General features: G+C 68.0%; 27 protein-coding genes, 1 tRNA gene and 1 pseudogene. 12 read left to right on the plus strand and 17 right to left on the minus strand.

The features are described from left to right. Positions 1-1,063: LCP family protein (locus tag A5622_RS17400; protein WP_156752995.1), on the minus strand; the 1,063-nt coding region annotated here is incomplete at its 3' end. A gap of 339 nt (positions 1,064-1,402) precedes the next feature. Continuing rightward, a complete protein-coding gene (locus A5622_RS17405; RefSeq protein WP_066864035.1) occupies positions 1,403-1,675 on the minus strand; it encodes a hypothetical protein in 273 nt (90 codons plus the stop codon). Between the two features lie 135 nt (positions 1,676-1,810). Between A5622_RS17405 and A5622_RS17410 the strand changes: the two are divergent. From A5622_RS17410 to A5622_RS29760, 3 genes and pseudogenes are all read left to right on the plus strand, one after another. Next, positions 1,811-2,102, plus strand: a pseudogene (locus A5622_RS17410) (hypothetical protein); the annotation flags it as partial. Between the two features lie 90 nt (positions 2,103-2,192). Beyond that, complete coding sequence (locus A5622_RS28425; protein WP_082994618.1) at positions 2,193-2,378, plus strand: hypothetical protein; 186 nt, start codon at positions 2,193-2,195, stop codon at positions 2,376-2,378. A 20-nt stretch (positions 2,379-2,398) separates the two neighbouring features. After that, positions 2,399-2,575, plus strand: a complete 177-nt coding sequence (locus A5622_RS29760; RefSeq protein WP_197497940.1) for a hypothetical protein — start codon at positions 2,399-2,401, stop codon at positions 2,573-2,575. Between the two features lie 3 nt (positions 2,576-2,578). Here the strand turns inward: A5622_RS29760 and A5622_RS17415 are convergent, their stop codons facing one another. Continuing rightward, positions 2,579-4,063, minus strand: a complete 1,485-nt coding sequence (locus A5622_RS17415; protein ID WP_066880256.1) for an amidase — start codon at positions 4,061-4,063, stop codon at positions 2,579-2,581. A gap of 131 nt (positions 4,064-4,194) precedes the next feature. On the opposite strand from A5622_RS17415, the gene A5622_RS17420 reads away from it, so the two are divergent. From A5622_RS17420 to A5622_RS17440, 5 genes are all read left to right on the plus strand, one after another. Next, entirely contained in the window at positions 4,195-5,070 is an 876-nt protein-coding gene (locus A5622_RS17420) for an alpha/beta fold hydrolase (RefSeq protein ID WP_197505085.1), read from the plus strand. 88 nt (positions 5,071-5,158) lie between these two features. Further along, positions 5,159-5,827 carry a S1 family peptidase gene (locus tag A5622_RS17425; protein ID WP_066864023.1) on the plus strand — a complete coding sequence of 223 codons (669 nt, stop codon included), beginning with the start codon at positions 5,159-5,161 and terminating at the stop codon, positions 5,825-5,827. A gap of 170 nt (positions 5,828-5,997) precedes the next feature. After that, positions 5,998-6,471 (plus strand): lipoprotein LpqH, encoded by a 474-nt coding sequence (locus tag A5622_RS17430; protein ID WP_066864020.1) that lies wholly within the window; start codon positions 5,998-6,000, stop codon positions 6,469-6,471. Positions 6,472-6,512: 41 nt separating this feature from the next. After that, positions 6,513-7,586: an MAP_0585 family protein gene (locus tag A5622_RS29765; RefSeq protein WP_066880258.1), complete on the plus strand. Its 1,074-nt coding sequence runs from the start codon at positions 6,513-6,515 to the stop codon at positions 7,584-7,586. Positions 7,587-7,742: 156 nt separating this feature from the next. Continuing rightward, positions 7,743-7,943, plus strand: a complete 201-nt coding sequence (locus A5622_RS17440; RefSeq protein ID WP_231999958.1) for a hypothetical protein — start codon at positions 7,743-7,745, stop codon at positions 7,941-7,943. Between the two features lie 9 nt (positions 7,944-7,952). Here A5622_RS17440 and A5622_RS17445 read toward each other — a convergent pair whose 3' ends face one another. Further along, complete coding sequence (locus A5622_RS17445) at positions 7,953-8,903, minus strand: lytic transglycosylase domain-containing protein (protein WP_156752996.1); 951 nt, start codon at positions 8,901-8,903, stop codon at positions 7,953-7,955. Between the two features lie 138 nt (positions 8,904-9,041). On the opposite strand from A5622_RS17445, the gene A5622_RS17450 reads away from it, so the two are divergent. Continuing rightward, positions 9,042-9,830 (plus strand): DUF732 domain-containing protein, encoded by a 789-nt coding sequence (locus A5622_RS17450; RefSeq protein WP_066864009.1) that lies wholly within the window; start codon positions 9,042-9,044, stop codon positions 9,828-9,830. A gap of 56 nt (positions 9,831-9,886) precedes the next feature. Here the strand turns inward: A5622_RS17450 and A5622_RS17455 are convergent, their stop codons facing one another. The 3 genes from A5622_RS17455 to A5622_RS17465 all read right to left on the minus strand — a co-directional run bounded on the left by A5622_RS17455 (position 9,887) and on the right by A5622_RS17465 (position 12,203). After that, positions 9,887-11,101 (minus strand): cytochrome P450, encoded by a 1,215-nt coding sequence (locus A5622_RS17455; RefSeq protein ID WP_066880260.1) that lies wholly within the window; start codon positions 11,099-11,101, stop codon positions 9,887-9,889. 285 nt (positions 11,102-11,386) lie between these two features. Beyond that, positions 11,387-11,458, minus strand: a tRNA-Thr gene (locus tag A5622_RS17460). A gap of 28 nt (positions 11,459-11,486) precedes the next feature. Next, positions 11,487-12,203: a hypothetical protein gene (locus tag A5622_RS17465; RefSeq protein ID WP_066880262.1), complete on the minus strand. Its 717-nt coding sequence runs from the start codon at positions 12,201-12,203 to the stop codon at positions 11,487-11,489. 157 nt (positions 12,204-12,360) lie between these two features. Between A5622_RS17465 and phoP the strand changes: the two genes are divergently transcribed. Beyond that, positions 12,361-13,080, plus strand: a complete 720-nt coding sequence (gene phoP / locus A5622_RS17470; RefSeq protein ID WP_066864000.1) for a two-component system response regulator PhoP — start codon at positions 12,361-12,363, stop codon at positions 13,078-13,080. A 39-nt stretch (positions 13,081-13,119) separates the two neighbouring features. Then, positions 13,120-14,562 (plus strand): cell wall metabolism sensor histidine kinase WalK, encoded by a 1,443-nt coding sequence (locus A5622_RS17475; protein WP_066880264.1) that lies wholly within the window; start codon positions 13,120-13,122, stop codon positions 14,560-14,562. Here A5622_RS17475 and A5622_RS17480 read toward each other — a convergent pair. Next, a complete protein-coding gene (locus tag A5622_RS17480) occupies positions 14,550-14,954 on the minus strand; it encodes an HIT family protein (RefSeq protein ID WP_066863992.1) in 405 nt (134 codons plus the stop codon). The genes A5622_RS17475 and A5622_RS17480 overlap by 13 nt on opposite strands. A 158-nt stretch (positions 14,955-15,112) precedes the next feature. On the opposite strand from A5622_RS17480, the gene A5622_RS17485 reads away from it, so the two are divergent. Continuing rightward, positions 15,113-15,769, plus strand: a complete 657-nt coding sequence (locus tag A5622_RS17485; protein ID WP_066880281.1) for a dihydrofolate reductase family protein — start codon at positions 15,113-15,115, stop codon at positions 15,767-15,769. A 27-nt stretch (positions 15,770-15,796) separates the two neighbouring features. Here A5622_RS17485 and A5622_RS17490 read toward each other — a convergent pair whose 3' ends face one another. The 9 genes from A5622_RS17490 to A5622_RS17530 form a co-directional block, all read right to left on the minus strand. After that, positions 15,797-16,225, minus strand: coding sequence for a ketosteroid isomerase family protein (locus A5622_RS17490; protein ID WP_066863989.1), 429 nt, complete (start codon positions 16,223-16,225; stop codon positions 15,797-15,799). A gap of 16 nt (positions 16,226-16,241) precedes the next feature. Continuing rightward, positions 16,242-18,296, minus strand: coding sequence for an FAD-dependent oxidoreductase (locus A5622_RS17495; RefSeq protein ID WP_066880266.1), 2,055 nt, complete (start codon positions 18,294-18,296; stop codon positions 16,242-16,244). Between the two features lie 24 nt (positions 18,297-18,320). After that, positions 18,321-19,448, minus strand: a complete 1,128-nt coding sequence (locus tag A5622_RS17500; RefSeq protein ID WP_066863983.1) for an NDMA-dependent alcohol dehydrogenase — start codon at positions 19,446-19,448, stop codon at positions 18,321-18,323. Between the two features lie 144 nt (positions 19,449-19,592). Then, the gene (locus A5622_RS17505) at positions 19,593-20,147 is read right to left on the minus strand and encodes a hypothetical protein (RefSeq protein WP_066863980.1); all 555 of its coding nucleotides are present in this window, start codon (positions 20,145-20,147) and stop codon (positions 19,593-19,595) included. Between the two features lie 6 nt (positions 20,148-20,153). Continuing rightward, positions 20,154-20,363 (minus strand): ferredoxin, encoded by a 210-nt coding sequence (locus A5622_RS17510; protein WP_066863977.1) that lies wholly within the window; start codon positions 20,361-20,363, stop codon positions 20,154-20,156. 13 nt (positions 20,364-20,376) lie between these two features. After that, positions 20,377-21,732, minus strand: a complete 1,356-nt coding sequence (locus tag A5622_RS17515; RefSeq protein ID WP_066863974.1) for a cytochrome P450 — start codon at positions 21,730-21,732, stop codon at positions 20,377-20,379. Then, positions 21,729-22,553: an SDR family oxidoreductase gene (locus A5622_RS17520; protein WP_066863971.1), complete on the minus strand. Its 825-nt coding sequence runs from the start codon at positions 22,551-22,553 to the stop codon at positions 21,729-21,731. Before A5622_RS17520 ends, A5622_RS17515 begins: the two co-directional genes overlap by 4 nt. After that, positions 22,554-23,771: a cytochrome P450 gene (locus A5622_RS17525; protein ID WP_066863969.1), complete on the minus strand. Its 1,218-nt coding sequence runs from the start codon at positions 23,769-23,771 to the stop codon at positions 22,554-22,556. Next, positions 23,772-24,407: a TetR/AcrR family transcriptional regulator gene (locus tag A5622_RS17530; RefSeq protein ID WP_066863966.1), complete on the minus strand. Its 636-nt coding sequence runs from the start codon at positions 24,405-24,407 to the stop codon at positions 23,772-23,774. It abuts the gene before it with no gap. Between the last annotated feature and the right edge of the window lie 17 nt (positions 24,408-24,424).

Genomic DNA, 24,424 nt, shown 5'->3' on the forward strand with positions numbered 1-24,424 from the left:
CCTCCGCCTTGATCGCCGCCGGGTCGACGATGTTGACGTCCTGGCCGTCGATGTTGTCGTAACGCACCACCGGCAGCGTCCGGAACTCGACGTTGCCACCGGCCAGCCCGCCCAGGCGCTGGATCATGTCTTCGCTCCACCCCGCCGAGAGCACCACGTCCTTGCGCGCCACCGCCATCAGGTTCTTGAGCTTGTCGATGTTGGTGAACGTGCCCGTGGCCTGCAGCTCCTGCATGACCGACGAGATGAACGCCTGCTGCCGGTGGGTGCGGTCCAGGTCGCCGTTTTCCAGGCCGTGACGCTGCCGGACGAACGACAGCGCCTCGGACGCGTCCAGCCGCTGCCGCCCGGCGGGGAAGTCGGCGCCGGAATACGAGTCGTAGACGGGGTGGTTCAGGCACACGTCGACGCCGCCGAGGGTCTGCGCCAGGTCGTAGAACCCGGCCAGATTGACCTCGGCGAAGTAGTCGATGGGCACACCGGTCAGGTTTCGCACCGCGCGCAGCGTCGCCGCCCGGCCGGCTTCGCGGCCCTTGGTCTCGAGTTCCTTCTGAGTGCTGTTGCCCTGGTTGGCCAGCTTTTGGGCGACGTACTGCTTGGTCAGCCCGTAGGCCTCTTTGATCTTGATGTGGTTGTATCCCGGCACCCCGGTGAAGGGCACCCAGTCGTCGCGCGGGATCGAGAAGGCGACGACTCTGTTGTCGGCGCTGACGTGCACCAGGATCATGGTGTTGGTGTTGTAGCCGCCGTCGTCGGAATCGCCGGCGTGCAGATGCTTCAGGATCGAGTAGGGCAGGTCGTTGCCGTCCTGGTCCTTACGCGAATCGAGCCCGATCAGCAGGATGTTCATGTCGTCGCCGCTGGACCGCGGATCGTCGGGCTGCAGGGCGTTCGAGACCGTGATGCCGCCCAGCGCGCCGTGCGCCACGTAGTACCCGGCCCCGGTCAGCCCGACGGCCGCCACGGACACCAGCGCGCCCAGGGTGCGCGTCAGCCCTTTACGGAGACGGGAGGGTTGACGGACGGCTCGATGACGGCGATGGGCGCCGCCCGAGCGGGCCATCACAAACCTCTGCCCACGCCCAGCACATCACCGGGCACCGCAACGGTGCTTTGCGGCGATGTCGCTTCAAGCATGGTGACAAGTATGCGTTAGCTTGCTATGAAGCCCCCAATCGAGAGCACCTGTCACACGGTCGGGCCGAGCGTGCCCGTCGGGCCGGCCGGGCGCGACCAGCGTCCGTGATCCTCGCTCTACCAGCAGGTTTTGCCCGGTTGCGGGCGGCGGGTCACCGAACGGTCTCGCGCCGGCCACGCCGCCGCCCGGATCGAGCCGAAGTTGTTACCGGGCGGAAACGGCCCCGTGGCCCGCTCTCGCAGCGGACCGCCCAGCAAACGCGTGCTAGCGGGCTCTGACCAGGTCCTCGCCCGAGGAGTAGAAGAGCGTGATGTTGGCGCCGGTGACGATCTCGGCGAGGTAGACGCCCGCCGGTTCCACCTCGTAGTAGTAGTGAATGTTGCCGTCGGTATCCAGCGTCGACGCGCACGAATAGCCCGGCGCCCCGCATCGTTGCTTGATGGGCACCGCCAGGACGGCGAGCAGCGCGACGACGGCAACGCCGACGATCAGCGGGATCCTCGTGACCGCCGACCTCGGTTGCGCCGGATTGACCACGGCTAGAGTGTATGCGGCTGATCCGGCGGGCCGCTCACCCGGCGCAGTAGGGTTCTTCAGCTGTGGCCATGGCGAACCCGCACGCCGCAGCCCCGGCGCACACCCCGGTCGAGGTCCTCGGCATGGGTGATCGCGGGCGCGCTGCTGCTCCCGCATATGGCGGCGGGCAGCGAGCGCACGACCATGCTGTATGGCTGCTACGCGATGTTCGGCTTGTCGCTGGTGGCCTCGCTGAACATCATCGCGATGATCTGGAGCCGCCTGACCCTTTACGGCAGGGTGGCCGCGGCCGTCGCCTACGCGGGCCTGCTGTTCACCTGGCTGCTGGTGACGGTTCGGACCGCGCGCGGCAGCCTGGGCGGCAACCTGCTCAAGGTGGCCCAGCACCGCGCCGATCAAGGCGCATAAGGACTCGGCCCGCGCCTAGCACGCCGCCGCGTCGATCCGGTATCGCCGCGGGCGTTTGGGTGCCCGGGTACCGCGGGTACGCGCCCATGAGCCGAGCAAAGGACTGAGCATGATCGACACCCGCCTCAGGCTCTCGGCGGAGCGGCCGCAGAATTCGGAGCCCGCGCAGCCGGGGACCCCCGGCGAGACCCCGGAGCGGCTCACGCCGACGGAAACGCCCGAACGGCTCACGCCGGCCGAACCGCCCGAGCGCTTGAGGCCATCGGAACCACCCGAGCGTCAGGCGCCGGAATAACAACAGGATTGGAGACAGACATGCGCGCCGAGGAAGGCGACGAATCCGTCAAGGACTACGCGAACGAGGGGCGAGAAGCCCTGGGCCGCATCAAGGCCTCGCAGCACGCGGGCGGTCGCCTCGGCGACATCGCCCGGCGCTTCGCCGGCCTGTGGCGGGGCCGGCGGCGTCCCGAAGACGGCGGTCCCGCCGCGTAACCGCTAACTCGGTGCCGGATGCCGGTGGGCCCAGGGCCGCGCCTCTTCCAGTTGCGCGGCCAGGCGCAGCAGATCGCCGTCTGACCCGATCGTCCCGACGAACTGCACACCCAGCGGAAGTCCGGCGTCGGTCCAGTGCAGGGGCACGCTGATCGCCGGGCGGCCGGTGAGGTTGGCGAGTTGTGTGTAGGGCACCCAGCCGAGGCTCTCCTGGATGAGGTCATCGAGAATTCCGCTGAGCCCCATCAGTTTTCCGGCGCGCACCTTGCTCACCAGCCGAGCCACCCGCTGCAGCACGGGCGCGGTCGTCGTGGCGCCGACGGCCAGCGGTGGGGTGGCCAGGGTGGGTGTCAAAAAGAAGTCGTAGCTGGCGTGGAACGCGGTCAGGGACTGGATGTAATCGTTCCGGTTCTCCAGCGCGGACATCACCGGCAGCACGCCGCCGGACCGCCCGAGTTCGGCGATGGCCAAGGTGTCGGCCTCAAAGTCGTTGTCGCGCGCGCCGGTTCGCCGCTTGATGTCGGCGACCTGCTGATACAGCTGGGCGAACCAGATGGTCAGGAAGTCGCGCCCCAGGGCGGCATCGTCGTAGGGGGGTGCGACCTCCTCGACCTGATGGCCCAACTCGTCGAGGAGCGCCACGGTCTTTTCGAGAGCGGCGACGGCCTCGCGGTGGGGCCGGGCGTTGATGGCCGACCGCGCCGAGTAGCCGATCTTCAGGGTGTCCGGTCGCTGTTTGATGTGTTCACCAAAGGGTTTGTCGGGCAACGCCGCTCGGTACGCCGCGCCCGGGTCGGGCCCGACGATCGCGTCGAGCAGCGCCGCGCTGTCGCGCACGGTGCGCGACACCACGCCCTGGGTCGCCATGCCCAACATCAGTTCACCCGTCTGCGGGCCGTAGGGCGCCAGGCCCCGGCTGGGTTTGAGGCCCACCAGCCCGTTGCAGGCGGCGGGAATGCGGATCGACCCGCCGCCGTCGTTGGCGCCCGCCGCCGGCACGATGCCCGCCGCCACGGCCGCCCCGGATCCGCCCGACGAGCCGCCGGGGGTATGCCCGGTGTCCCAGGGGTTGCGCGCGGGGCCCCAGTAGTCGGGTTCGGTCACGCCCTTGGCCCCGAATTCCGGGGTGTTGGTCTTGCCGAAGATCACCAGCCCCGCGTCGAGGAACCGCTCGGTGACCAGGGCGTGCCGGTCGGCCACGTCATGGGCCAGCGAGCGGGACCCGCACGAGGTCGCAAAGCCGCGGTATTCCTGGCCGAGGTCCTTGATCAGGAACGGCACGCCGGCGAACGGCCCGCTCAGCGAGGGGTCGGCGGCTTGCCGGTCGGCGACGTCGTCGAGGCGGCAGACGATGGCGTTGAGCCGCGGATTCACCGCGTCCGCTCGTTGCCGCGCCAACGCGAGAAGCTCGGCGGGGGCGACCTGCCCGCTCGCGACCAGCTCGGCCAGGGCGGTCGCATCGTGCGACATGTACTCGTCGAGATGCATGCGTTCTCCTTCGCTGCGGTCCGATTCCGCGCGGCACCGGCAATGCCCGACGCCCTTCGCGTTGACGCCGCCGCATGCCGTTGACGTTAAGCCAACGCGAGGTTTTGGTGGGCGCGCCTTAGTATCACCTGATGCCCACGGCAGCCGAACCGTTCACGATCCAGGGCCCCGGCGGGGTGCAGATCGTCGCTGACCGCCTCGGGGATCCGCACGCGCGCGCCGTGGTGTTCCTGCACGGCGGCGGGCAGACCCGGCGGTCGTGGGGTAAGGCGGCCGCCGCTGTCGCTGCCCGTGGGTGGCAGGCCGTCACCGTCGACCTGCGCGGCCACGGCGAATCGGATTGGTCCGATGACGGCGACTATCGCGTCGTCAGTTTCGCCGCCGACGTCCAAGAGGTGCTGCGCACGCTGCCCCCGCAACCGGTTCTGGTCGGCGCCTCCCTGGGCGGTTTCACGTCGATGCTGCTCGCCGGGGAGCTGTCGCCGGGCATCGCCAGCGCGGTCGTGCTGGTGGACATCGTGCCGAACATGGACCAGTCCGGGGCGAACCGAATACACGCCTTCATGGCGGACCGGGTCGAGTCGGGCTTCAGCTCGCTCGACGAAGTCGCCGACGCGATCGCCGAATACAACCCGCACCGGCCGCGACCCACCGACCTGGAAGGCCTGACCACCAACCTGCGTCGCCGCGGCGATCGCTGGTACTGGCATTGGGATCCGCAGTTCATCAGCGGCACTGCGGCTTTCCCCCCTTTCGAGGTGACCGACCCGGATCGGATGCATACCGCGGTCGAGGCCATCCTGCGCGGCGGGGTGCCGATCCTGCTGATCCGCGGCCAGATGAGCGACCTGGTCAGCCAGGAGCGCGCCGACGAATTCCTCGCGCGTTTCCCGCAAGTCGAATTCGCCGACGTCCGCGGTGCGGGTCACATGGTGGCCGGTGACCGCAACGATGTCTTCGCCGACGCTGTGCTGGAGTTCCTTGCCCGGCACGTCGATGCCGGGTGAACCCCGTGCGTGGAATAGATTGGTCGCCATCTCATTTCAGGCGAGCGGCGCCGCTATTATCTGCCGGGCACAAGCGGAGGGGGGCGGCGTGACCATGCCGTGGTTGCGGGGTTTGGGACTCTTGGGTGCCGTGCTGGTGGCCGCCACGACGTCGGCGAAAACCGCTGTGGCAGCACCGCCCCCGGCCCTGCCGTCGCCGCCGCCGGCTCCGGGCATCGGGGTCGATCACGAATCCGGAAGGTGCACAGCCGGATTCGCGGCACAGGGTTCCGACGGCAGTTACTACCTGATGACCAGCGGCCACTGCGACGCGCACGACGGCAGCGAGTGGACCTACGGCAACGATGCACCGCTCGGCAGGATCTCCGCCAGCGAGCATGAGGGCGACAAGAGGGACGCCGCGATCATCCGTCTCGAGCCGAGTGTCGGTATGCCGGTGGGCGACGTCGGCGGCCGGTATCAGGTCCGGGATGTGTTGAGTCGCCAGCAGATTCAAGTCGGTATGCCGTTCTGCAAGATCGGCGCGGTGACCGGTGAGACGTGCGGCGCCGTGAAAGGCATCAATGGTGACGTCGTCGAAGCCAGCGTGTTCAGCCTCGACGGTGACAGCGGTAGTCCCGGCTTCGTGATGAACCCGGACGGCACCGTCAGCGCGGTCGGCCTGTTGATGTCTTCGCCCGACGGTGATGACTACACGACCTACTTCATGCTCATCAATCCGCTGCTGGGCAAGTGGGGGCTGCGCGTTCTTCCGTGACGGCCCGGCGACCAGGCCGGCGGAACGTAACGTAGCGTTTGCAAGTCCGGGGTACGGGGTACCAGGTGGACCGGCCGTTACGCGTCGGCCCGACGGGTCCAGGTAGTCCGCCTGGGTTGACGCGGCCAACGTGTGAGGCAGCGGAACCAGCGACACGAAGGGAAGTAGTAGTGAAGCGTGGGATCGTGGTCGGCGTAGCCGGCGTGGCCCTGGTGGTCGCGGCCAGCGCCGGATGTTCGAGCAACAAATCCAATACCGGGGCGTCAGGCTCGTCGTCCGCTGCGGCGGCAGCGGCGGGTCCGGTCCTGACCGTCGACGGTCAGAATCAGAACATCAGCGGGCAGGTCACCTGCACCGCCGCGGGTGACAACATCACGATCGGGATCGGTGACCCGACCAACGGGCTGGGCGCCGTGGTCAGCAACGGCAACCCGCCGCTGGTGCATTCCGTCGGGCTGGGCACCGTCAACGGTGTCGCACTCGGCTTCTCCGACGCCGCACCGAACCAGGCCGGCAGCGCCGGGGCCGCGGTCAAGGGCAAGGACTGGGCGATCAAGGGCACAGCTACCGGTACCGACATGAGCAACCCGCAGCAACCGCAGCAGGTGACCAAGCCATTCGAGTTGGACCTCACCTGCCCGTAGTGCAGGTGCGATAACTCCCAAGAGGGGACGCAGTTATGTCTATGAAACGTGTCGTCAGTGCCGCCGCGTTGGCCGCCGGGCTGAGCATTTCCGCGGCGACGCTGAACGCCGGGTCGGCGTACTCCGCTCCGCTTGACCCGCCGCCGTGCCCGAACTGCCACGGCGGTGGCGGCGGTGGCGGCGGTGGCGGTGGCGGGGGCAACCCCGGCGGACCGGGCGGACACCCCGGTGGCCAGCCTGGCGGTGGTGGCGGAAACGCCCCGGCGCAGGGCGGGCAGGACAACCCGCCGCAGGGCGGCCACAACAGCCCACCGGCGCAGGGCGGTCAGAACAATCCGCCGCAGGGCGGTCAGAACAATCCGCCGCAGGGTGGCCAGAACAACCCCCCGCAGGGCGGCCAGAACAATCCGCCGCAGGGCGGCCAGAACAATCCGCCGCAGGGCGGCCAGAACAATCCGCCGCAGGGCGGCCAGAACAACCCCCCGCAGGGTGGCCAGAACAATCCGCCGCAGGGTGGCCAGAACAACCCCCCGCAGGGTGGACAGAACACCCCGCAGCCCAACCAGCACGGTCAGTATCCGGCCCAGACGGGGCAGAACAACCCGCCCAACGAGCACGGTCAGAACCCGCCGGCGCAGGGCGGCCCGAACAACGCGCCGGCGAACCAGAACCCGCCGCCGAACAACAGGCAGCGGTACGAGGCGCTGAACCCGCCGCCCACCCAGCCTCCGCACCCGCCCTACGTCCCGCGCCACGATGTGGTCACCGCCAACGCACAGATCGGTGGTCCCGCTGGTCCGGATGTCCAATTCAGCATCGTGGGTCGCGGGGCGCCCCCGCCGCCGCGCCCGCATGGCTACGGCTGGAACGACGGCCCGGCTCCGGGCCACCCGCCGCCGCACTGGGAGGGCCCGCCGCCTCCGGGGGGCTGGAACGGACCGCCGCCTCCAGGAGGCTGGAACCGGCCGTGGGACGGTCCGCCTCGTGACTGGGATGCGGGACGGCGCGACTTCGGGCCGTTCAACTACAACACCTTTACCGTCGTGCCCGTCTTCAACTGGCAGTACGGGGGTTGGGGTTACTGGTTCTTCGGTGTCTGGGTGCCGCTGTACTGACCCGGCGCTGATCACCTGAACCGTCAGCGGGCGTTGCCGTAATCCGGCGCGCCCGCTGACGTGTCTGCGGACCTTCGCCGCACTGCGGCGGGAGAGCGCGCGTGGCAGGCTCCGGGGATGGACGTGAGAGAAAACGTTCGCCGAGCCATCGATGTCATGACGGCTTGGTCGTCCGACAGCGGCCACGAATTCACCTGGAGCCGCCTGGTCGAGAACGTGGTCGACGAGCCCGACGGCGACATGATGCTATTGATGGGCTTCGTCAATCTCGCCGGCGAGCTGGGGATCCGACTCGAGCGGGCCACCGGTCAGGATGTGGGATCGCACCTGCGAGACATTGCCCGCAAGTACGTCTAGCGCGTCGGTCTACTGCGGATGGGCCGCCACATAATCGGCGGCCGGGATCGGCGACGATGCGTCGTAACCGATGGGCAGTAACACGTCGCCCGCCGTCGTCAGGCAGTAGACATCCCACCGGTAGAACGCGGCGAACGTCGCGGGATCGGCCGCGATCAGCGCCGCGTAATCGTCGACCGCGCGTACGTATTGGTTGGCATGGTTGTACCCGTAGATGGCGTGGTCGCGATCGGTGGCGAAGCCATTGGCGGCCAGGTAGCGTCCCGCCGCCAGGATGCTGTCATGCGGTGAGTGGATGTCGCCGCCCTGGCCGTAGCCGGCGAACGTCGACGGCAGGAACTGCATGGGTCCCTGCGCGCCGGCGGTGCTCGCGCCGACGATGCTGCCGAAGCGGGTCTCGACGAGGTTGATCGCGGCCAGGTAGTTCCAGCCGACGCCGGATTCGGCTTCCGCCTGGTGGTAGTAGTTCATCAGTTCGTCGGCCGGTGCCGGCGGCTCGATGCGCCACGCGGGCAAGGTTTCTCGCACCGGGGTCAGCGCTGTGAGTTGCCGGCGGGCGTCGACGTTGCGGTCGTAGACGTCGGTCAGCTCCGGCGGGATGCGCCCGCGTGTGGTGGCGTCCCATTCGGGGCGGCGCCCGATTGCGCGGTAGGCGGCCTGCTCGCGACGCGCCGCCGCCGTCAGCGCCGCGTCCGGTGTGCCCGGATCACGCAGCGCGCGTTCGTCGGCCACCAGGTCGTCCGCCAGCTGTGCCGGGTCCGACGCCAGGCGAGGCTGTGCACCGCCGGTCGTCCCCGCGTCGGCGGGCACCATCCGCGCCGGCGACGAGGCGGCCCGCGTCGTCGCGGCCGGGCCGGCGGCCGCCGGCGGATGCGACGCCGAACAACCGACGAGCGCGAAGGCAATCGCGCCGACGACGAGCGGCCCGATGCGGTTACGGCTCACGGTGATCACGTCCATCCCTTGCCTCGAATCCCACGGCTACGGCTGGCCGGCTCAACCGAGTCTTTCGCATGAGGGGCTGTGACATCAATGCGGTGGCGGCCATCTGCTTATCGGGAGTTGTAACAACGGCGCGACGCTCTCAAACTGGTTGATATGCGCGACCGCGAGAAGATCGATTCGGAATTGCGGCTCATCGCGCTGCGGCGCCAACAGATCCGCGAGCAGGGCGGTCAGCTGTCGTCGCATGAGGCCGACCAACTGCTCGACGAAATCCTGGCCCAGGGGGCGGGGACGCCCGAGGTCGCCGCGTTCGACGCCTGGGAGAGCGAGGTCGCCGGCGCCGTCCGGTCGCGGGAGAGCGAAGTCCGCGCCATCGCAGCGCGGCGACGGAAGGTCGCCGCGCTGCGCCGCCTGGGTCTGTTCGCGGCCTTACCGCTGTCCCTGGTGGCCGTCGTCGCCGCGGTGGTGGTGATGTTCGCGCTGCGCCACCACGATTCGGCGGCCCAGCCGGAGGACACCCCACCCGCGGCCGCGCCCGCCCCGCCCGTGGCGCCGAAGGCGTCCGCCCCGGCGATTGGCGCCGTCGACGCGGCCTTCATCGGCGCGCTGAAGCGCGAGGGGGTGCCCGTTCCCAGCCAGGACTACGTGCTGAGCCAAGGGCACGCGGTGTGCGACTTTTTGGCGCACCAACCGAACTTCGCGGACGCGGCCGGGTTCGTGCAGCGCAGGTCGGTCTGGGACGCGGATCAAAGCGCGAAGGTCACCGCGGGCGCCATCGTCGCGTACTGCCCGCAGTCGCGACCCACCGCACCGGACCCGACGCAGCCGGACTATCAGAAATCGTTGTCCGATCTACAGGACATCCAACGGGATCTGCAGGGCATCCAGGGGAAGCTGCAGGACATTCAAGGCGGTCTGGACGCCATCCCGGGTCAGCCGTAATCCGGGTCACGCGCAAGCGTCGCGGTTACCGACACGCGCGTTGGCCGGGAGCGAGTTCAGACGGCGATGGCGAGCTTCGACATGCCGCGCAGCGTGACGTTCGGCTTGTACAGCGGCTCACCAGCAAGACGTGCGCAAGGGAAGCGCGATGTCACCGCCGTCAACGCGATCGACGCTTCGAGCCGGGCCAGCGGCGCGCCGAGGCAGAAGGACGGACCGTGCCCGAACGCCAAGTGGTGAATAGTTTCTCGATCAGGGTCGAACTCGTCGGGCCTCTCGATGACGTCGGGGTCGCGTTGGGCGGCGGCCTGCAACAGCAGCATGATCCCGCCTTTCGAAACCGGGGCATCGCCGATCGTCATGTCCTCACCCGCGATTCGGGCCATCAGCTGGTTCGGTGGGTCGTACCGCAGCGTCTCCTCTATCACCGCTGACACCCGCCCCGGGTTGGCGCCCAGTGCGGCCCACTGGCCCGGATGACGCAGCATCGCAAGGATCGCGTTGGCAATGAGGTTCACTGTGGTCTCGTGCCCGGCGATGAGTATCAGAGCGCAGGCCGCGATGATCTCCTCCTCCGTGAGCTGGTCACCGCACTTCTCAACAGCGATCAATGCGGATATCAGGTCCTCACCGGGCGCACGGCGGCGTTGCTGGATCAGGTTGTGCAGGTATTCGTGCAGCCACAGTCCTGCCCGCTTCCGTTCGTCGGACGCGGCCGGGTCGCGGGAGAACGTGATGAACGGGTCGACCAGTCGCGCCAGCGGCGCCGCCGCCCGGCTGAACTCCGGCTCGTCCTCGATCGGCACGCCCAGCAGCCGGCAGATCACCGCCACGGGTAGTGGGTAGGCCAGATCGGCGATCACGTCGAAAGTGCCCGCGGCCTCAACATCGTCAAGGAGGGAAGACACCAGCCCGCTGATTTCTGGTTCGAGCGCCATGACAACCTTCGGTGCGAAGGCCTTGCCGACGAGCTGGCGCAACCGGGCGTGATCCGGCGGGGCGAGGGACAGAAAGCCCGTTTCGCCGAACGGCCGCCGCTGGGCACCGGCAGCGATCTCTTGCCGTGCGAACATGATCCCGGTGGCCGACGCGGGGTGCCGTAGCACCTGGTTGCAGTCCCGGAACGAACCGAACACCGTGAGGTTGGCCGAGGGGACATGCAGCGGTCCATGCTCTCGGAGCTCACGGTAGACGGGATACGGGTTCACCCGTGTCGACGGGCGAAGGAGCCGCAGCAGCAAGGCTCGTGGCGCAGTCGCAGCAGCCGTCATCCTGACAACCCCCCCGGGTTACGTTTATCAGGCCGACTTTTTGACCCCCCTCGCTGGCTAGGCGGCCGATAGAGAATGGCAATTTATTGCTAACCAACGATTAGTCGCTTCATATCACGGCCATCGCGCGTGTACTCGGAATACGCGGCATCTCAGTCAAAATAGAGTGTTCTCACAGCTTTCCCGTGGTGGTCGGTCGCCTATTGGCTGATCGCCGCAACGACCTTCGACCTGGACGCTTTGTTCGACTCCGGTTTGGCTGCTCTGGCGGAGCGACTCAGTGAGAGCCCCCTGTCAGGATTGAACTGACGACCGCTCGCTTACAAGGCGAGTGCTCTACCACTGAGCTAAGGAGGCGGGGTAAAACCGTGCTTAGCCTAATCGGTCACTGGTCGCTGTCGATCACACGTGCGGAGCGCACCGCCCGCGACGACGGGCGCCGCCGGCCGGGCAGCGGAATCCGGTCGGCGATGTTGCTCAGCGGGTTGACCACCATGGTGAGCGCGATGACGGCGTCCTGCAGCGTGGCGATGGCGGGCTCGAGCGCCTCCATGCCCGGCGTGAGCCGCGCCAGGGTGTCGGCGACGTCGGCGAGCTGATCCAGCGGTCCGTTCTTCGCGGTCAGCTTGTCGACCAGCCCGCCCTCGGCCAGCAGCCGGTCGGCCAGCCCGTCCTCGGCCAGCAGCCGCTCGATCAGCCCGTCCTCGGCGACCAGCTGATCGGCCAGCCCGCCGGGCTGCAGGGTGCGGTGCAGGGCGCCGCCCTCGGCGGTCAGCCGGTCCAGCAACCCACCCTCCGAGGTCAGCAGGTCGACCACCCCGCCCGGGCGCAGCAAGCGATCGATCGGGCCGTCCGGGGCCACCGCCCGGCCCAGCGGGGCGTCGTCGTCGAGCAGCCTGGCCAGCCGGTTGGCCCGCATGATCGCGTCGTCGATCCCCAGCATGGACGTCATCGCGTTGGTGCCGGCGGTCCCGCCGTCGCCCAGGGCTCGCTTCGCCACGCCGACGGCGGTGCTCGCGACGCTCAGGCTCGCATCGGCGGCGGCCAACCCGACCCGGGCGGGCGCCGTCGCGGCCGACACGATGCTTCTGGCGAGGTTCATTCCTCGAGTCTATTCGCGACGCAAGCTGGGCAAGCCCGTTACGTCCCAAGGCAATGCGATGATTCCTGGCAGACTACTATCAGACGGTTGGCACTGAGCTTTCAGGAAGTACACAACCTTCGCATAGCAAACGTTCAGCAAGGGACAGAAGCATCTGATGACATCGGCAACCCCCAACGACACTAAACCGGAGGCTCGCGTCCTCGTGGTCGACGACGAAGCCAACATCGTCGAGCTGCTCTCGGTCAGTCTGAAATTCCAGGGTTTCGAGGTCTACACCGCAACCAATGGCGCCCAGGCCCTCGATCGGGCGCGCGAGGCCCGGCCCGACGCGGTCATCCTCGACGTGATGATGCCGGGCATGGACGGGTTCGGCGTGCTGCGCCGGCTGCGCGCCGACGGCATCGACGCCCCCGCCCTGTTTCTCACCGCCCGGGATTCCCTGCAGGACAAGATCGCCGGCCTGACGCTGGGCGGCGACGACTACGTGACGAAGCCGTTCAGCCTCGAGGAGGTCGTCGCCCGGTTGCGGGTCATCCTTCGCCGCGCCGGCAAGGGCGGGGCCGAACCGCGCAGCGCTCGACTGTCTTTCGCCGACATCGAACTCGACGAAGAAACCCACGAGGTGTGGAAGGCCGGGCAACCGGTGTCGCTGTCGCCGACCGAATTCACGCTGCTGCGTTACTTTGTGATCAACGCCGGCACGGTGTTGAGCAAGCCGAAGATCCTCGACCACGTGTGGCGTTACGACTTCGGAGGTGACGTCAATGTCGTCGAGTCCTACGTGTCGTACCTGCGTCGCAAGATCGACACCGGCGAGAAGCGGCTGCTGCACACCCTGCGCGGAGTCGGTTACGTATTGCGGGAACCGCGCTGAGCCCAGCCCCGGCCGGCGGCGGTAGAAGAAGTTAGGTAGATGGTCACGAAGCCTCGACGCGGATTGCCCCTTCGGATAGGGCTCGTCGCCGCCACCCTGGCGCTGGTCGCCTGCGGCCTCGCCGTGTCCGGCATCGCGGTGACGTCGATCCTGCGGCACAGCCTGGTCAGCCGCATCGACTCCACGCTGCTCGACGCGTCGCGGGGCTGGGCGCAGAACCCGCGGCGGCAGTCGCCGCCGCCGTACGAAGGTCCCGACCCGGGCCGGCCGCCGTCGAAGTTCTACGTCCGCGGCGTCAGCATGGACGGGACCCCGTTCACCGCGATCAACGACCGCAACGCCGAACCGGCCTTACCGCCCAACAACGACGTCGGCCCCAATCCGACGACGTTGCCGTCGGTGAACGGCTCGGACATCCAATGGCGGGCCGTCTCGGTGCACGGCCCGCACGGGCTGACGACCGTCGCGATCGACCTGTCCGACGTCCAGCACACGGTCAGCTCGCTGGTCTGGCTGCAGATGGGCATCGGGGTGGCGGTGCTGGTCGTGGTCGGGATCGCCAGCTTCGCGGTGGTGCAGCGCAGCCTGCGGCCGCTGGCCGAGGTCGAGCAGACTGCCGCGGCGATCGCCTCGGGCCAACTGGATCGCCGTGTGCCAGAACGTGATCCGCGCACCGAGGTGGGCCGGCTCTCGCTCGCGCTCAACGGCATGTTGGCGCAGATTCAGCAGGCGCTGGCGTCCTCGGAGTCCTCAGCCGAGAAGGCGCGCGGCTCCGAGGACCGGATGCGGCGCTTCATCACCGACGCCAGCCACGAACTGCGCACCCCGCTGACGACCATCCGCGGCTTCGCCGAGCTGTATCGCCAGGGCGCCGCGCGCGACGTCGCGATGCTGTTGTCGCGGATCGAAAGCGAGGCCTCCCGGATGGGCCTGCTGGTCGACGACCTGCTGCTGCTGGCCCGCCTCGATGTGCAACGACCGCTCGAACACCACCGGGTGGATCTGCTGGCGCTGGCCAGCGATGCCGTGCACGACGGGCAGGCGATGGACCCCAAGCGCACCATCACCATGGAGGTCCTGGACGGGCCCGGCACCCCGGAGGTGCTCGGTGACGAGGCGCGGATACGGCAGGTGTTGAGCAACCTGATCGCCAACGCGTTGCAGCACACCCCGGAAAGCGCCGACGTCACCGTGCGGGTCGGCACCGACGGCGCGGACGCCGTGCTCGAAGTGCTGGACCAGGGTCCCGGCATGAACCAGGAGGACGCGTCGCGCGTGTTCGAGCGGTTCTACCGGACCGACTCGTCGCGCGCCCGCGCCAGCGGCGGTACCGGGCTGGGACTATCCATCGTCGACTCCTTGGTGCGCGCGCACGGCGGCGTGGTCAGCGTGACCACCGCGCCCGGCGAGGGCTGCCGCTTCCGGGTGACGCTGCCGCGCATCAGTGACGTGCCGGCGCACGAGCCCGTTCACGTCAACTGAGCCAGCGCCGCCTTGATCTTGGCCTGGGCCTCGTCCAGCGATTCCGCGGACGGGTTACGGTCGACTCCCGCGAAGCCGAAGTCGCTGAGGCTGCGAGTGGGAAAGACGTGCACGTGCAGGTGCGGCACCTCGAGCCCGGCGATGATCAGGCCGGACCGCTCGGTCCTGAACGCCTTGCACACCGCCTTACCGATCAGCTGGCTCACGGCCATGACCCGTGCGAAGGCCGGTCCGTCGACGTCCTGCCAATTGTCGAGCTCGGCGCGCGGCACCACGAGCGTATGGCCCTGCGTCATGGGCTCGATCGTGAGGAATGCGACGACGTCGTCGTCCTCGTAGACGAAGCGGCCGGGAAGTTCACGATTGATGATCTTGGTGAAGATCGACGCCATGGGCCCAGCATAGGTGCGCCGACATTGCGCCGGCGGCTGTGGTCGCCCGCGCGCCACGCGCCGCAAAGCGACCTCGGCGACGTACCGATGAGTTCGGCCGCCGTCTCGGGTCAATCCTGCGACGCCCCACAACGCGGATGGATTCAGGAGACCTCACCATGTCACGAGTGCGCGTGCACAACTTTTCGATTTCCCTCGACGGCTTCGGTACCGGTATCGGCCAAAGCATGGACGCGCCGTTCGGGCACGCCGGCGGACGGCTACACGAGTGGTTCTTCGCCACGCGGACCTTCCGCGCCATGCACGGCGAGTCGGGCGGGGCCACCGGCATCGACGACGCCCTGGCCAGCCAATGGGCGCCGGGCATCGGCGCGGAAATCATGGGACGCAACAAGTTCGGGCCGCAGCGCGGACCATGGATCGGCCAAGACGGCGGCGAGGAATGGAAAGGCTGGTGGGGCTCCGAGCCGCCTTTTCACACACCGGTCTTCGTGCTCACGCACCACCCACGACCCCCGATCGAGATGGACGGCGGCACCACCTTCCACTTCGTCGACGCCGGTCCCAGGCAATCCCTCGAGTTAGCCCGAAAAGCCGCCGGGGACAGCGACATTCGCCTGGGCGGGGGACCGTCGAGCGTCCGCCAATTCCTCGAAGCCGATCTCGTCGACCACATGCACATCGCGGTGGTGCCGATCATCTTGGGGCGCGGCGAGTCGTTGTGGACCGGGCTGGAAGGCCTCGAACAGCGATTCGACCTAGAGTCGGTGAGCAGCCCCAGCGGCGTCACGCATCTGATCTTCACGCGCCGCTAGGACGATCGCCGCGGCTCGAGTGACGACTCAGTCCTGTTTGCCGAACTGCATCATGTCCAGGTTCCAGTAGCCGCGCATGTTGGTGATCAGTCCCGCGTCGTTGACCTTGTAGGTGAACACGCCGCGCACCGAGCTGGTGAAGCCGCCGTCGAACTTGCTGTTGAGCACCAGGATGTGGGCGATCTCGTCGGGTGAACTCGACGGGAAGGTCTCCTCGCAGGTGATCGAGAGCTGGTTGGCGGCGATGTTGCTGTCGAAGAACGCGCCGACGGCCTCCTTGCCGCGCACCCCGGTGCCGTCGGGATTGGTGACGGACTTGCCGATCGGGTCCTCGATGACGACGTCGTCGGACATCAGCGCCAGCCACCCCTCGCGGTCGTGCGCCTGCACGCACCGCCACGACGACTGCGACGCGGTCAGGGCCGGCGACGCCTGGGACTGCTCGGTTTCGGTCATTTCTGTTCTCCTGTCACTAGATTGCGCACGCGGCACGCGCGCCTTCCTCGGTGGCTTTGCGGATCAGGCCCAGCCCGGTGCAGTCACCGGCGGCGTGCACCTCGGCGTCGGGCAGGGCGTCGACCAGGGCGTCGAACAGCGCGGTGTCCGGCTCGACCGTGCCGGCCAGCACGACGCTGTCGGCGGCCAGGCGCCGGATGGTTCCCCCGTCGGGGGTGAACTCCACCGCATCGGCGGTGATGCGTTCGGTAACGGCGCGCACGTGCACGGTGACGCCCAGCCGGTCGAGACGATCCATGTGTTCGGTCTTGCGTTTATTGCCCACCTCGGGCGCGATGTCCTTGCCGGCTTCCAGGATGGCCACCAACCGGCCCCGGCGGGCAAGGAATTCCGCCAATTCCAGGGCGACCAGGTCACCGCCGACGATGACCACGCGCCGCCCGAGCGGCATCCAGGCCCGGCTGGCGAGTCGGATCGCGGCCGGCCGCAGCAGCCGCTGCCGCCGGCCGGACAACACAGCGGCGCCGAGGCGCTGCCAGGCCGGCGCGCCGGATTGGGCACGGCCACCTAGCAATTCGCGCAGCCCGGGCCCGGTGTGCACGTGTGCGCGATCGGCGCCGGGGATCGGCGGCACGACGACACGGCCACCGGTGGCCACGATCACCGCGTCCGGTGCGGACGCGACGACGTCGCCGGCCGAAACACTATGGCCCGGATGAATTTTGGCCGGGCTCGCCCTGAGCTCGTCGCACAGGTACCGCAGGAACGGTTGGTTTTCCGGGTGCAGCACCGAGGCCCAGCGCAGCGCGCCGCCCAGCTGCGCACTGCGCTCGAACAGCGTGACGCGGTGGCCGCGTTCGGCGGCGACGCGCGCGGCCTCCAGCCCCGCCGGGCCACCGCCGATCACCACCACCCGTTTCGCGCGGTCGGCGCGGGCCGCCGCCAATTGCCGTTCCTTGCCGGTGCGCGGATTGACCGCGCAATCGACCGAGAAGCGCTGTTCCATTGCGTCGATGCAGTTTTCGCACGAGATGCACCTGCGGACCCGGTGCGCCTGGCCGGACGAGATCTTGCGGGGCAGGTCGGGGTCGGCCAGCAGCGGGCGTCCCATGGCGATGAAATCGGCACGGCCGTCGGCCAGGATCCGCTCGGCGCGCACGGGGTCGTGGATGCGGCCGACGGCGATCACCGGCACGTCGACCACCTGCTTGACCGCGGCCGCGGCACCGACGTTGAGCTCGTCGCCGTCGTCGGCGCCGTTGACCATGCCGGTGACCAGCCGATCGATCACCCCGCCGCTGACGTGGAACGCGTCAACCCCGGCGGCGACGAGTTCGGGTGCCAGCCGGGCGGTTTCGTAGATGGCCCGGCCGCCGGCGACGCGTTCGTACCCGGAGATGCGCAGCGTGATCGGCAGGGCGTCGCCGATCTCGGAGCGGATCGCGGCCAGCGCCTCGAGCACCACCCGCGCCCGGCCGCGCGCCGAGTCACCGCGGTACTCGTCGGTGCGCCGATTGCGTTGCGGCGCAAGGAAGGAGCCCAGCAGCATGTAGCCGTGCGCGGCGTGCAGCTCGATGCCGTCGTAGCCGGCCTCGACGGCGCGCCGGGCCGCGGCCTTGAACAGATCGAACACCTGGGTCAGTTGCCGCGCGCTGATCTCGGCCGACGGGCGCCCGGTGAGGTAGGACGGGATCACCGACGGGCCCAGCGACTCGACACCGAAGATCTCCGGTCCCAAGCCGTCGGGCCCGGCGTGCACGATCTGGGGCTGGATCTTGGCGCCGTGCTCGTGCACCGCCTCCACCAGCGCCCGATGCGCGGCGACGGCATCATCGGTGGACAGATGCAAGCCGCCGGGAGTCTCGGGGTGGTGATGGTCAACCCCGGTGGCGCCCAACGTGATCAGCCCGACACCGCCGCGGGCGCGGGCCGCGAAGTAGTCGCGGGTGCGCTGCGACGGCAGCCCGTCCGGGGTGCCGTACATCGTCTCCATCGGAGACATGACCAGGCGGTTGCGCACGCTCATGGCGCCGATGCGTCCCGGCGCCATGAGGTGGCCGAAGCCGGTCACTGAGCGGACGCGGCTGACAAGTGGTTACCGGTCGGCGTCGGTGAACCGGATGACGCCGCGAATGTTCTTGCCGTCCAGCATGTCCTGGTAGCCGTCGTTGATCTGCTCCAGCTTGTACTGGCGGGTGATCATGTCGTCCAGGTTCAGCTTGCCGGCCTTGTACATCGACAGCAGCTGCGGGATGTCGTACTGCGGATTGCCGCCACCGAAGATGGTGCCCTGCAGGTTCTTCTGCATCAGGGTCAGCATCGCCAGGTTCAGGTTGACGTTGGTGTCCAGCAGGCTGCCGATGGCGGTCAGCACGCAGGTGCCGCCCTTCTGGGTGATGTTCAGGTAGTTGTCGACGTCGGCGCCCTGCAGCTCGCCCACGGTGACCACGACCTTGTGGGCCATCAGGCCGTAGGTGACCTCGGCCATGCCCGCCATCGCCGCGAAGATGTCGGGGTAGACGTGGGTGGCGCCGAACTTCAGCGCCTGGTCGCGCTTCCACTCGACCGGGTCGATCGCGAAGATGTAGCGGGCGCCGGCGTTGACGGCTCCCTGCAGCGCCGCCATGCCCACCCCGCCGACGCCGACGATGGCGACGTCCTGGCCCGGGCGGATGTCAGCGGTGCGGACCGACGAGCCGTAACCGGTGGTGACGCCGCAGCCGACCAGCGCGGCGACCTCGAACGGGACTGACGGGTCGATCTTCACCACCGAGCTGCGGTGCACGACCATGTAGGGGGAGAACGTTCCCAGCAGCGTCATGGGGTAGACGTTCTGGCCGCGGGCCTGGATGCGGAAGGTGCCGTCGGACACCGCGGCGCCGCCCAGCAGGCCGGCGCCCAGGTCGCAGAGGTTGCGCATGCCGGCCTGACAGGTCGGACACTGCCCACACGACGGGATGAACGACAGCACGACGTGGTCACCCGGGGCGATGTCGTCCACGCCGGGACCGACCTCGGTGACGATGCCCGCGCCCTCGTGGCCGCCGAGCACCGGGAAACCGGCCATCGGGATGCCCCCGGTGACCAGGTGATGGTCGGAGTGGCACATGCCCGCCGCTTCCATCTGGATCTTGACCTCATGCGCTTGCGGGTCGCCGATCTCGATTTCCTCGATAGACCAGGGCTGGTTGAACTCCCAGATCAGTGCGCCTTTTGTCTTCACGATGGTCCTGACCCCATTTCGCCTTTGAATTGATCAGAGCTGACCGGCCCCTTCATGCCGGCCAGCTAGGTGACGAGTGCCACAGGCACCCTTGTCGCGTCAGCATAGCGCGTGCAACAAATCAAATGCTTGGTTGGCTCCCCCTCACCAGATGGGGACGGGAGCCTCGCCAAGCGGGTAGTAGCCGGGCAGCTTTTCCCCGGCGACGCTGCGCTCGATGCGCTTCTGCATGCCGTCGCTCAGATCCCCGGACTCGATGAGCTTGCCGAACATGTACGCGACGTGGCCGAAGTCGAAGAAGTCGCGCTGCCACTCGATGAGCCGGTCCTCGTTGAGTCGGAACCAGCTGCCCCCGATGCCGTAGATCTCGTCCCGGGTGCCGTCGTTCTTGTTGACGATCTGCTTCCAGAAGCCGACGATCTCGCCCTGCTTCTCGTCGATGAGCACCTTCTGGTATTCGTACACCCAGTTCTCCAGCCCCTCCATCTCCAGGCCGAGCGCGATGTCGCGGATCTCGTCGATCCCGACGCACATCACGTCCTCTTTGGGGCCGATGTTCCAGCCGTAGGTGGCGTCTTGGGTGTAGAAGTCGGCCAACGGCCGCCAGTCACCGGCCTTTTCGCAGTCCTTGTTGGCCTGCAGCCAGCGGTCGACCCATGCCTCGAGGTCTTCGCGTGAGTGTGACGTCTTGGAAGTCATGGGTCCTCAGTCTTCTTTCTCTTTGATGAACAGTGCTTGCGTGGGACACATATCGACCGCGCGCTCGACCTCGTCGCGGGCGTCCTCGGGCGGTTCGGGGTCGACGATCTCGACCTTGCCCCGCTTGGGCACCCGGAAGTAGTCCGGCGCCTCCAGTTCGCACATGGCGTGGCCCTGACACAAATCCAGATCCGCTTCGATCCTGAATCCGCCCATTGGACTTACTCCCTTACGCGCTGCGCTTGCGGTAGCGCACCTTGGCCGGGCGCGCGAGCTGCACCACCATCTTGGAGTGATCGTTGTGATAGCTGTCTGCCGGCTGAGCCATCTCAAATTCATACTCGCGCAACAGGACCGAGAAGATCGCCTTGATCTGCATCTGGGCGAACGCGGCGCCGACGCAGCGGTGCCGGCCCGCGCCGAAGGGAATCCAGGTCCACCGGTTGACGATGTCGGCCTGCTCGGGCTTGTTGTAGCGGTCGGGCTTGAACGCGTCCGGGTCGGGAAAGTCCTCGGGGATCCGGTTGGAGATCGCCGGGGAGGCCGCGACGTAATCACCGGTGTGAATGGGAAAGCCCTCGACCTCGAACTCGCCCTTGGCGACGCGCATCAGGATGATCAGCGGCGGGTGCAGGCGCAAGGTTTCCTTGACCACGTTGTCCAGCTTTGGAATCGAGCGCAGCGCATGGAAACTCACCTCCTGGCCGTCGGCGTAGAGCTCCTCGAGCTCGGCCAGCACCTCGGCGTACACCTCGGGATGGCGGATCAACTCGATCAACGTCCAGGCCGAGGTCCCCGAACTGGTGTGGTGCCCGGCGAACATCAGCGAGATGAACATCCCGGTGACCTCGTCGGCGGAGAACCGGGGCCGGCCGTCCTCGTCCTTGATCGAGACCAGCACGTCGAGCATGTCGCGGTCGGCCTTGTCCTTCGGCGGGTTGGCCAGCCGCTGATCCATGATTTCTTGCACCAGCGCAACCAGTTTCACGCGCGCCTCGTCGCGGCGCCGGAAGCTGTCGATCGGCAGGTAGGGGTCGACGTAGCACAGCGGGTCGGTGCCGCGTTCCAGCTCGTGGTAGTACTCGGCGAACCGGTGGTCGAGCTGCTCACGAAACTTCAGCCCGATCAGACACGCGGTCGAGGTGTAGATGGTCAGCTCGGCGAAGAAGTCGAGCAGCTCGATCTCGCCCTCGTCGCCCCAGTCGGCGATCATCTTCTTGACTTCGCCCTCGATGGTGGCCGCGTGCCCCTTCATCTGCTCGCCGCGCAGCGCCGAGTTGTGCAGCATCTCCTTGCGCCGCTCCGGGCTGGCGTCGAACACGACGCCCTTGCCGAAGATCGGCGTCATGAACGGATACGCCTCGGCCTGGTCGAGGTCCTCGTCGGCGGAGCGGAAGAAGAACTCGTTGGCGCCGGCACCGGACAGCAGGATGACGTGCTTGTCGACCAGTTGGAACCAGCCGACGTCCCCGCATTCCTCGCGGACGCGCTTCATCAAACCGATTGGGTCGGTGCGGAATTCCTCGAGGTGGCCGTGCTCTTCCTCGCCGCCGGAAACCCGGGGCACCGTAGCTGTTGTGGTCATGACGGCATCCCCTCTTCGCCGAGCGCGAGTTTCTGGCGGTCTTTGTTGTCGGCCAGCGGTGCTTCGGGCTGAAGCTCCATGTTGGCGATGAAGCCACCGCGCGGCGTCTCGGCGACGAACGTGATGGCGCGTCCCAAGTCCGCCGCGCGCAGGAAGTAGTCGTGGCGGGCCTGGCCCCACTTGGCCCAGTCCTCCAGCGCCGGCCCGATCTTCTCGGCCGGCAGGCTCCAGCCCATCGACGTCTTCGTGGGGCCGGGGTGCACGATCGAGGCCCGCACGCCGGTGCCCTCGAGTTCCATCTGGAAGTTGGTGACCATCGCGACCAGCGCGGCCTTGGCCGCGCCGTAGGCACCCATGTGCGGGCGCTGACGCAGGGCGACGTCGGATCCGACGAAGATCAGGTCGCCGCGCTGTCGCTCGAGCATGCCGGGCAACACCGCGGTGGCCAACCGGTTGGCGCCGACCAGGTGGATCTGCAGCTGCGACTCGAATTCGTCGGTAGTGATCTCGGCGAGCTTGCCGAAGTAGGTGTCACCCGCTCCGGCCACCAGCACCTCGATGTCGCCGAGCGCGTCGGTCGACTGTGCCACAAAAGATTTCACCGAGTTCGGGTCGGTGACGTCCAGATGGAATCCCACCGCCTCGCCACCGTCGGCGTTGATCTTTCCGACGATGTCCTCGAGCTTCTCCACCCGGCGGGCGCCCAGCGCGACCGGGAAGCCGTGCGCCGCGAGCTCGATGGCGGTGGCCTCTCCGATGCCGGAGGAAGCGCCGGCCACGATCGCGGGCCGGCGTTCGGGCAAGGGTTCAAAGCGGGGCATTCAGCGGACCTCCACGCTCATTGGTAGGTGAGCGAATCCGCGGACATTGCTCGAGTGGACGCGGACGGCGTTGGCCTCGTCCACCTCGTAGCCGCGGATTCGCTTGAACAACTCGGTGAGCGCAACCCGGGCTTCCATCCGCGCTAGATGCGCGCCCAGGCAAAAGTGTGCGCCGCTACCGAAACTCAATAGTTTGGGCCCGATTTCGCGCCCGATGAGGTAGTCGTCAGGGTTGTCGAAGACCCGCTCGTCGCGGTGCCCGGACCCGGGCAACAGCAGCAGGACGTCGCCCTCGGGAATGGTGGTGTCATACAGGGTGAGCTCCCCGGACACGGTACGAGCCAGGATCTGGCTGGAGGTGTCGTAGCGCAGGGTCTCCTCCACCCACAGCGGCACCCGCGTCAGGTCCTCGTAGACCGGCGTCAGTTGATCCGGGTTCTTGTGACCCCAAAACGCGGCATTGGCAAGCAGTTTGGTGGTGGTCTCGTTGCCGGCGATCACCATCAGGAACATGAAGCCGAGGACCTCGTCGTCGGTGAGCCGGTCGCCGTCGATCTCGGCCTCCAGCAGCGCGGAGGTCAGGTCGTCGGTCAGCTGCTCGCGCCGCTCGGCCACCATCTGCTGGTAGTAGACGATCAGGTTGAGGGAGGCTTCGACGGCCTCCGGCGGCACGTCGGTGACGCCCTCCTCGCGGTGCATCACCCCGTCGGCCCAGGCCCGTACCTGATCCCGATCCGGCTCGGGGACACCCATCAGCTCGGAGATGACGTCCATCGGCAGCTTGCCGGCGAACTCGTCGACGTAGTCGACGGTGCCGCCTTGCGCCTTTTCCATCATGGTGTCGAGATGCTGCGTCGCGATCTCGGTGACCCGCGGCTCGAGTTCGCGAATCCGCCTGGGCGTGAAGCCCTTTGAGACCAGGGTGCGCAGCCGCAGGTGGGCGGGATCGTCCATCGCGAGGAAGCTCATCGTCTTGCTGGCGTGCGGGCCGCGCGAGGCGGGGTCCAGCGAGACGCCGAACTTGTTGGAAAGCGTTGTGCTGTTGCGGAATCCCTGCAGCACGTCCTGGTGGCGCGACAACGCCCAGAACTTCAGCTCGTCGTTGCGATACAGCGGGGCCTCGTCGCGCAGCCGCTGGTAGTACGGGTACGGATCTTCGTGGAAGTCGTAGTCGTAGGGGTCGAGGACCAGCTCGTGGTCGCCCACATGGACGGTCATTTAGGTTCGTGTCTCCTGGTTTGTCTCGCCGGGGCCGGGCAAGATCAGATTCACCACATAGGCCAATTGGTCGGCGATCTGGTGATAGGTGAACTGGCCACTGGCCGCCTGGACCAGTGCGCCGAAGAACATCATTTCGAGCGCGGTCACGGTGTTAGGGTCGGCCCCGGGGCCGATGGCGGTCGCGATGCGGCGGTGGATCTCGGCGCCGATGCGGTCGCGCACCGCACCCACCGCGGGATCGGTCCCGCCGCCGAGTAAGGCCGTCGTGCATGCGGCGCCGACCTCCGGCTCGTCGGCGACCACCAGCGCCAGGTGCCGCAACACCTTGTCCACCCGGACCGGCATCGGGTCGTTGACGTCGGTGAAGAACGGAACCTGGCGCACCAGGTCCAGATAGACCTCGGCGATCAGGTGGTTCTTCGACGAGAAGTAGGTGTACGCGGTCGCCGGTGCGACCTTGGCCCGCGCCGCGACCGCCCGCACCGTCAGGTCGGCGTAGGACTTCTCCCGCAGAGTTTCGATGCCCGCCGCGAGCACCTTGCGGAACGTCTCCTCCTGGCGACGGTTGCGCGCCGGCTGACCGGCCTGGCGGTCGCCGCCGGAGGTGATCGTCACCAGTGCATCGCTGGACACATGTCCAAGCTAGAGGA

Source organism: Mycobacterium sp. 1245801.1 (genome assembly GCF_001673055.1).
GTDB lineage: Bacteria > Actinomycetota > Actinomycetes > Mycobacteriales > Mycobacteriaceae > Mycobacterium > Mycobacterium europaeum_A.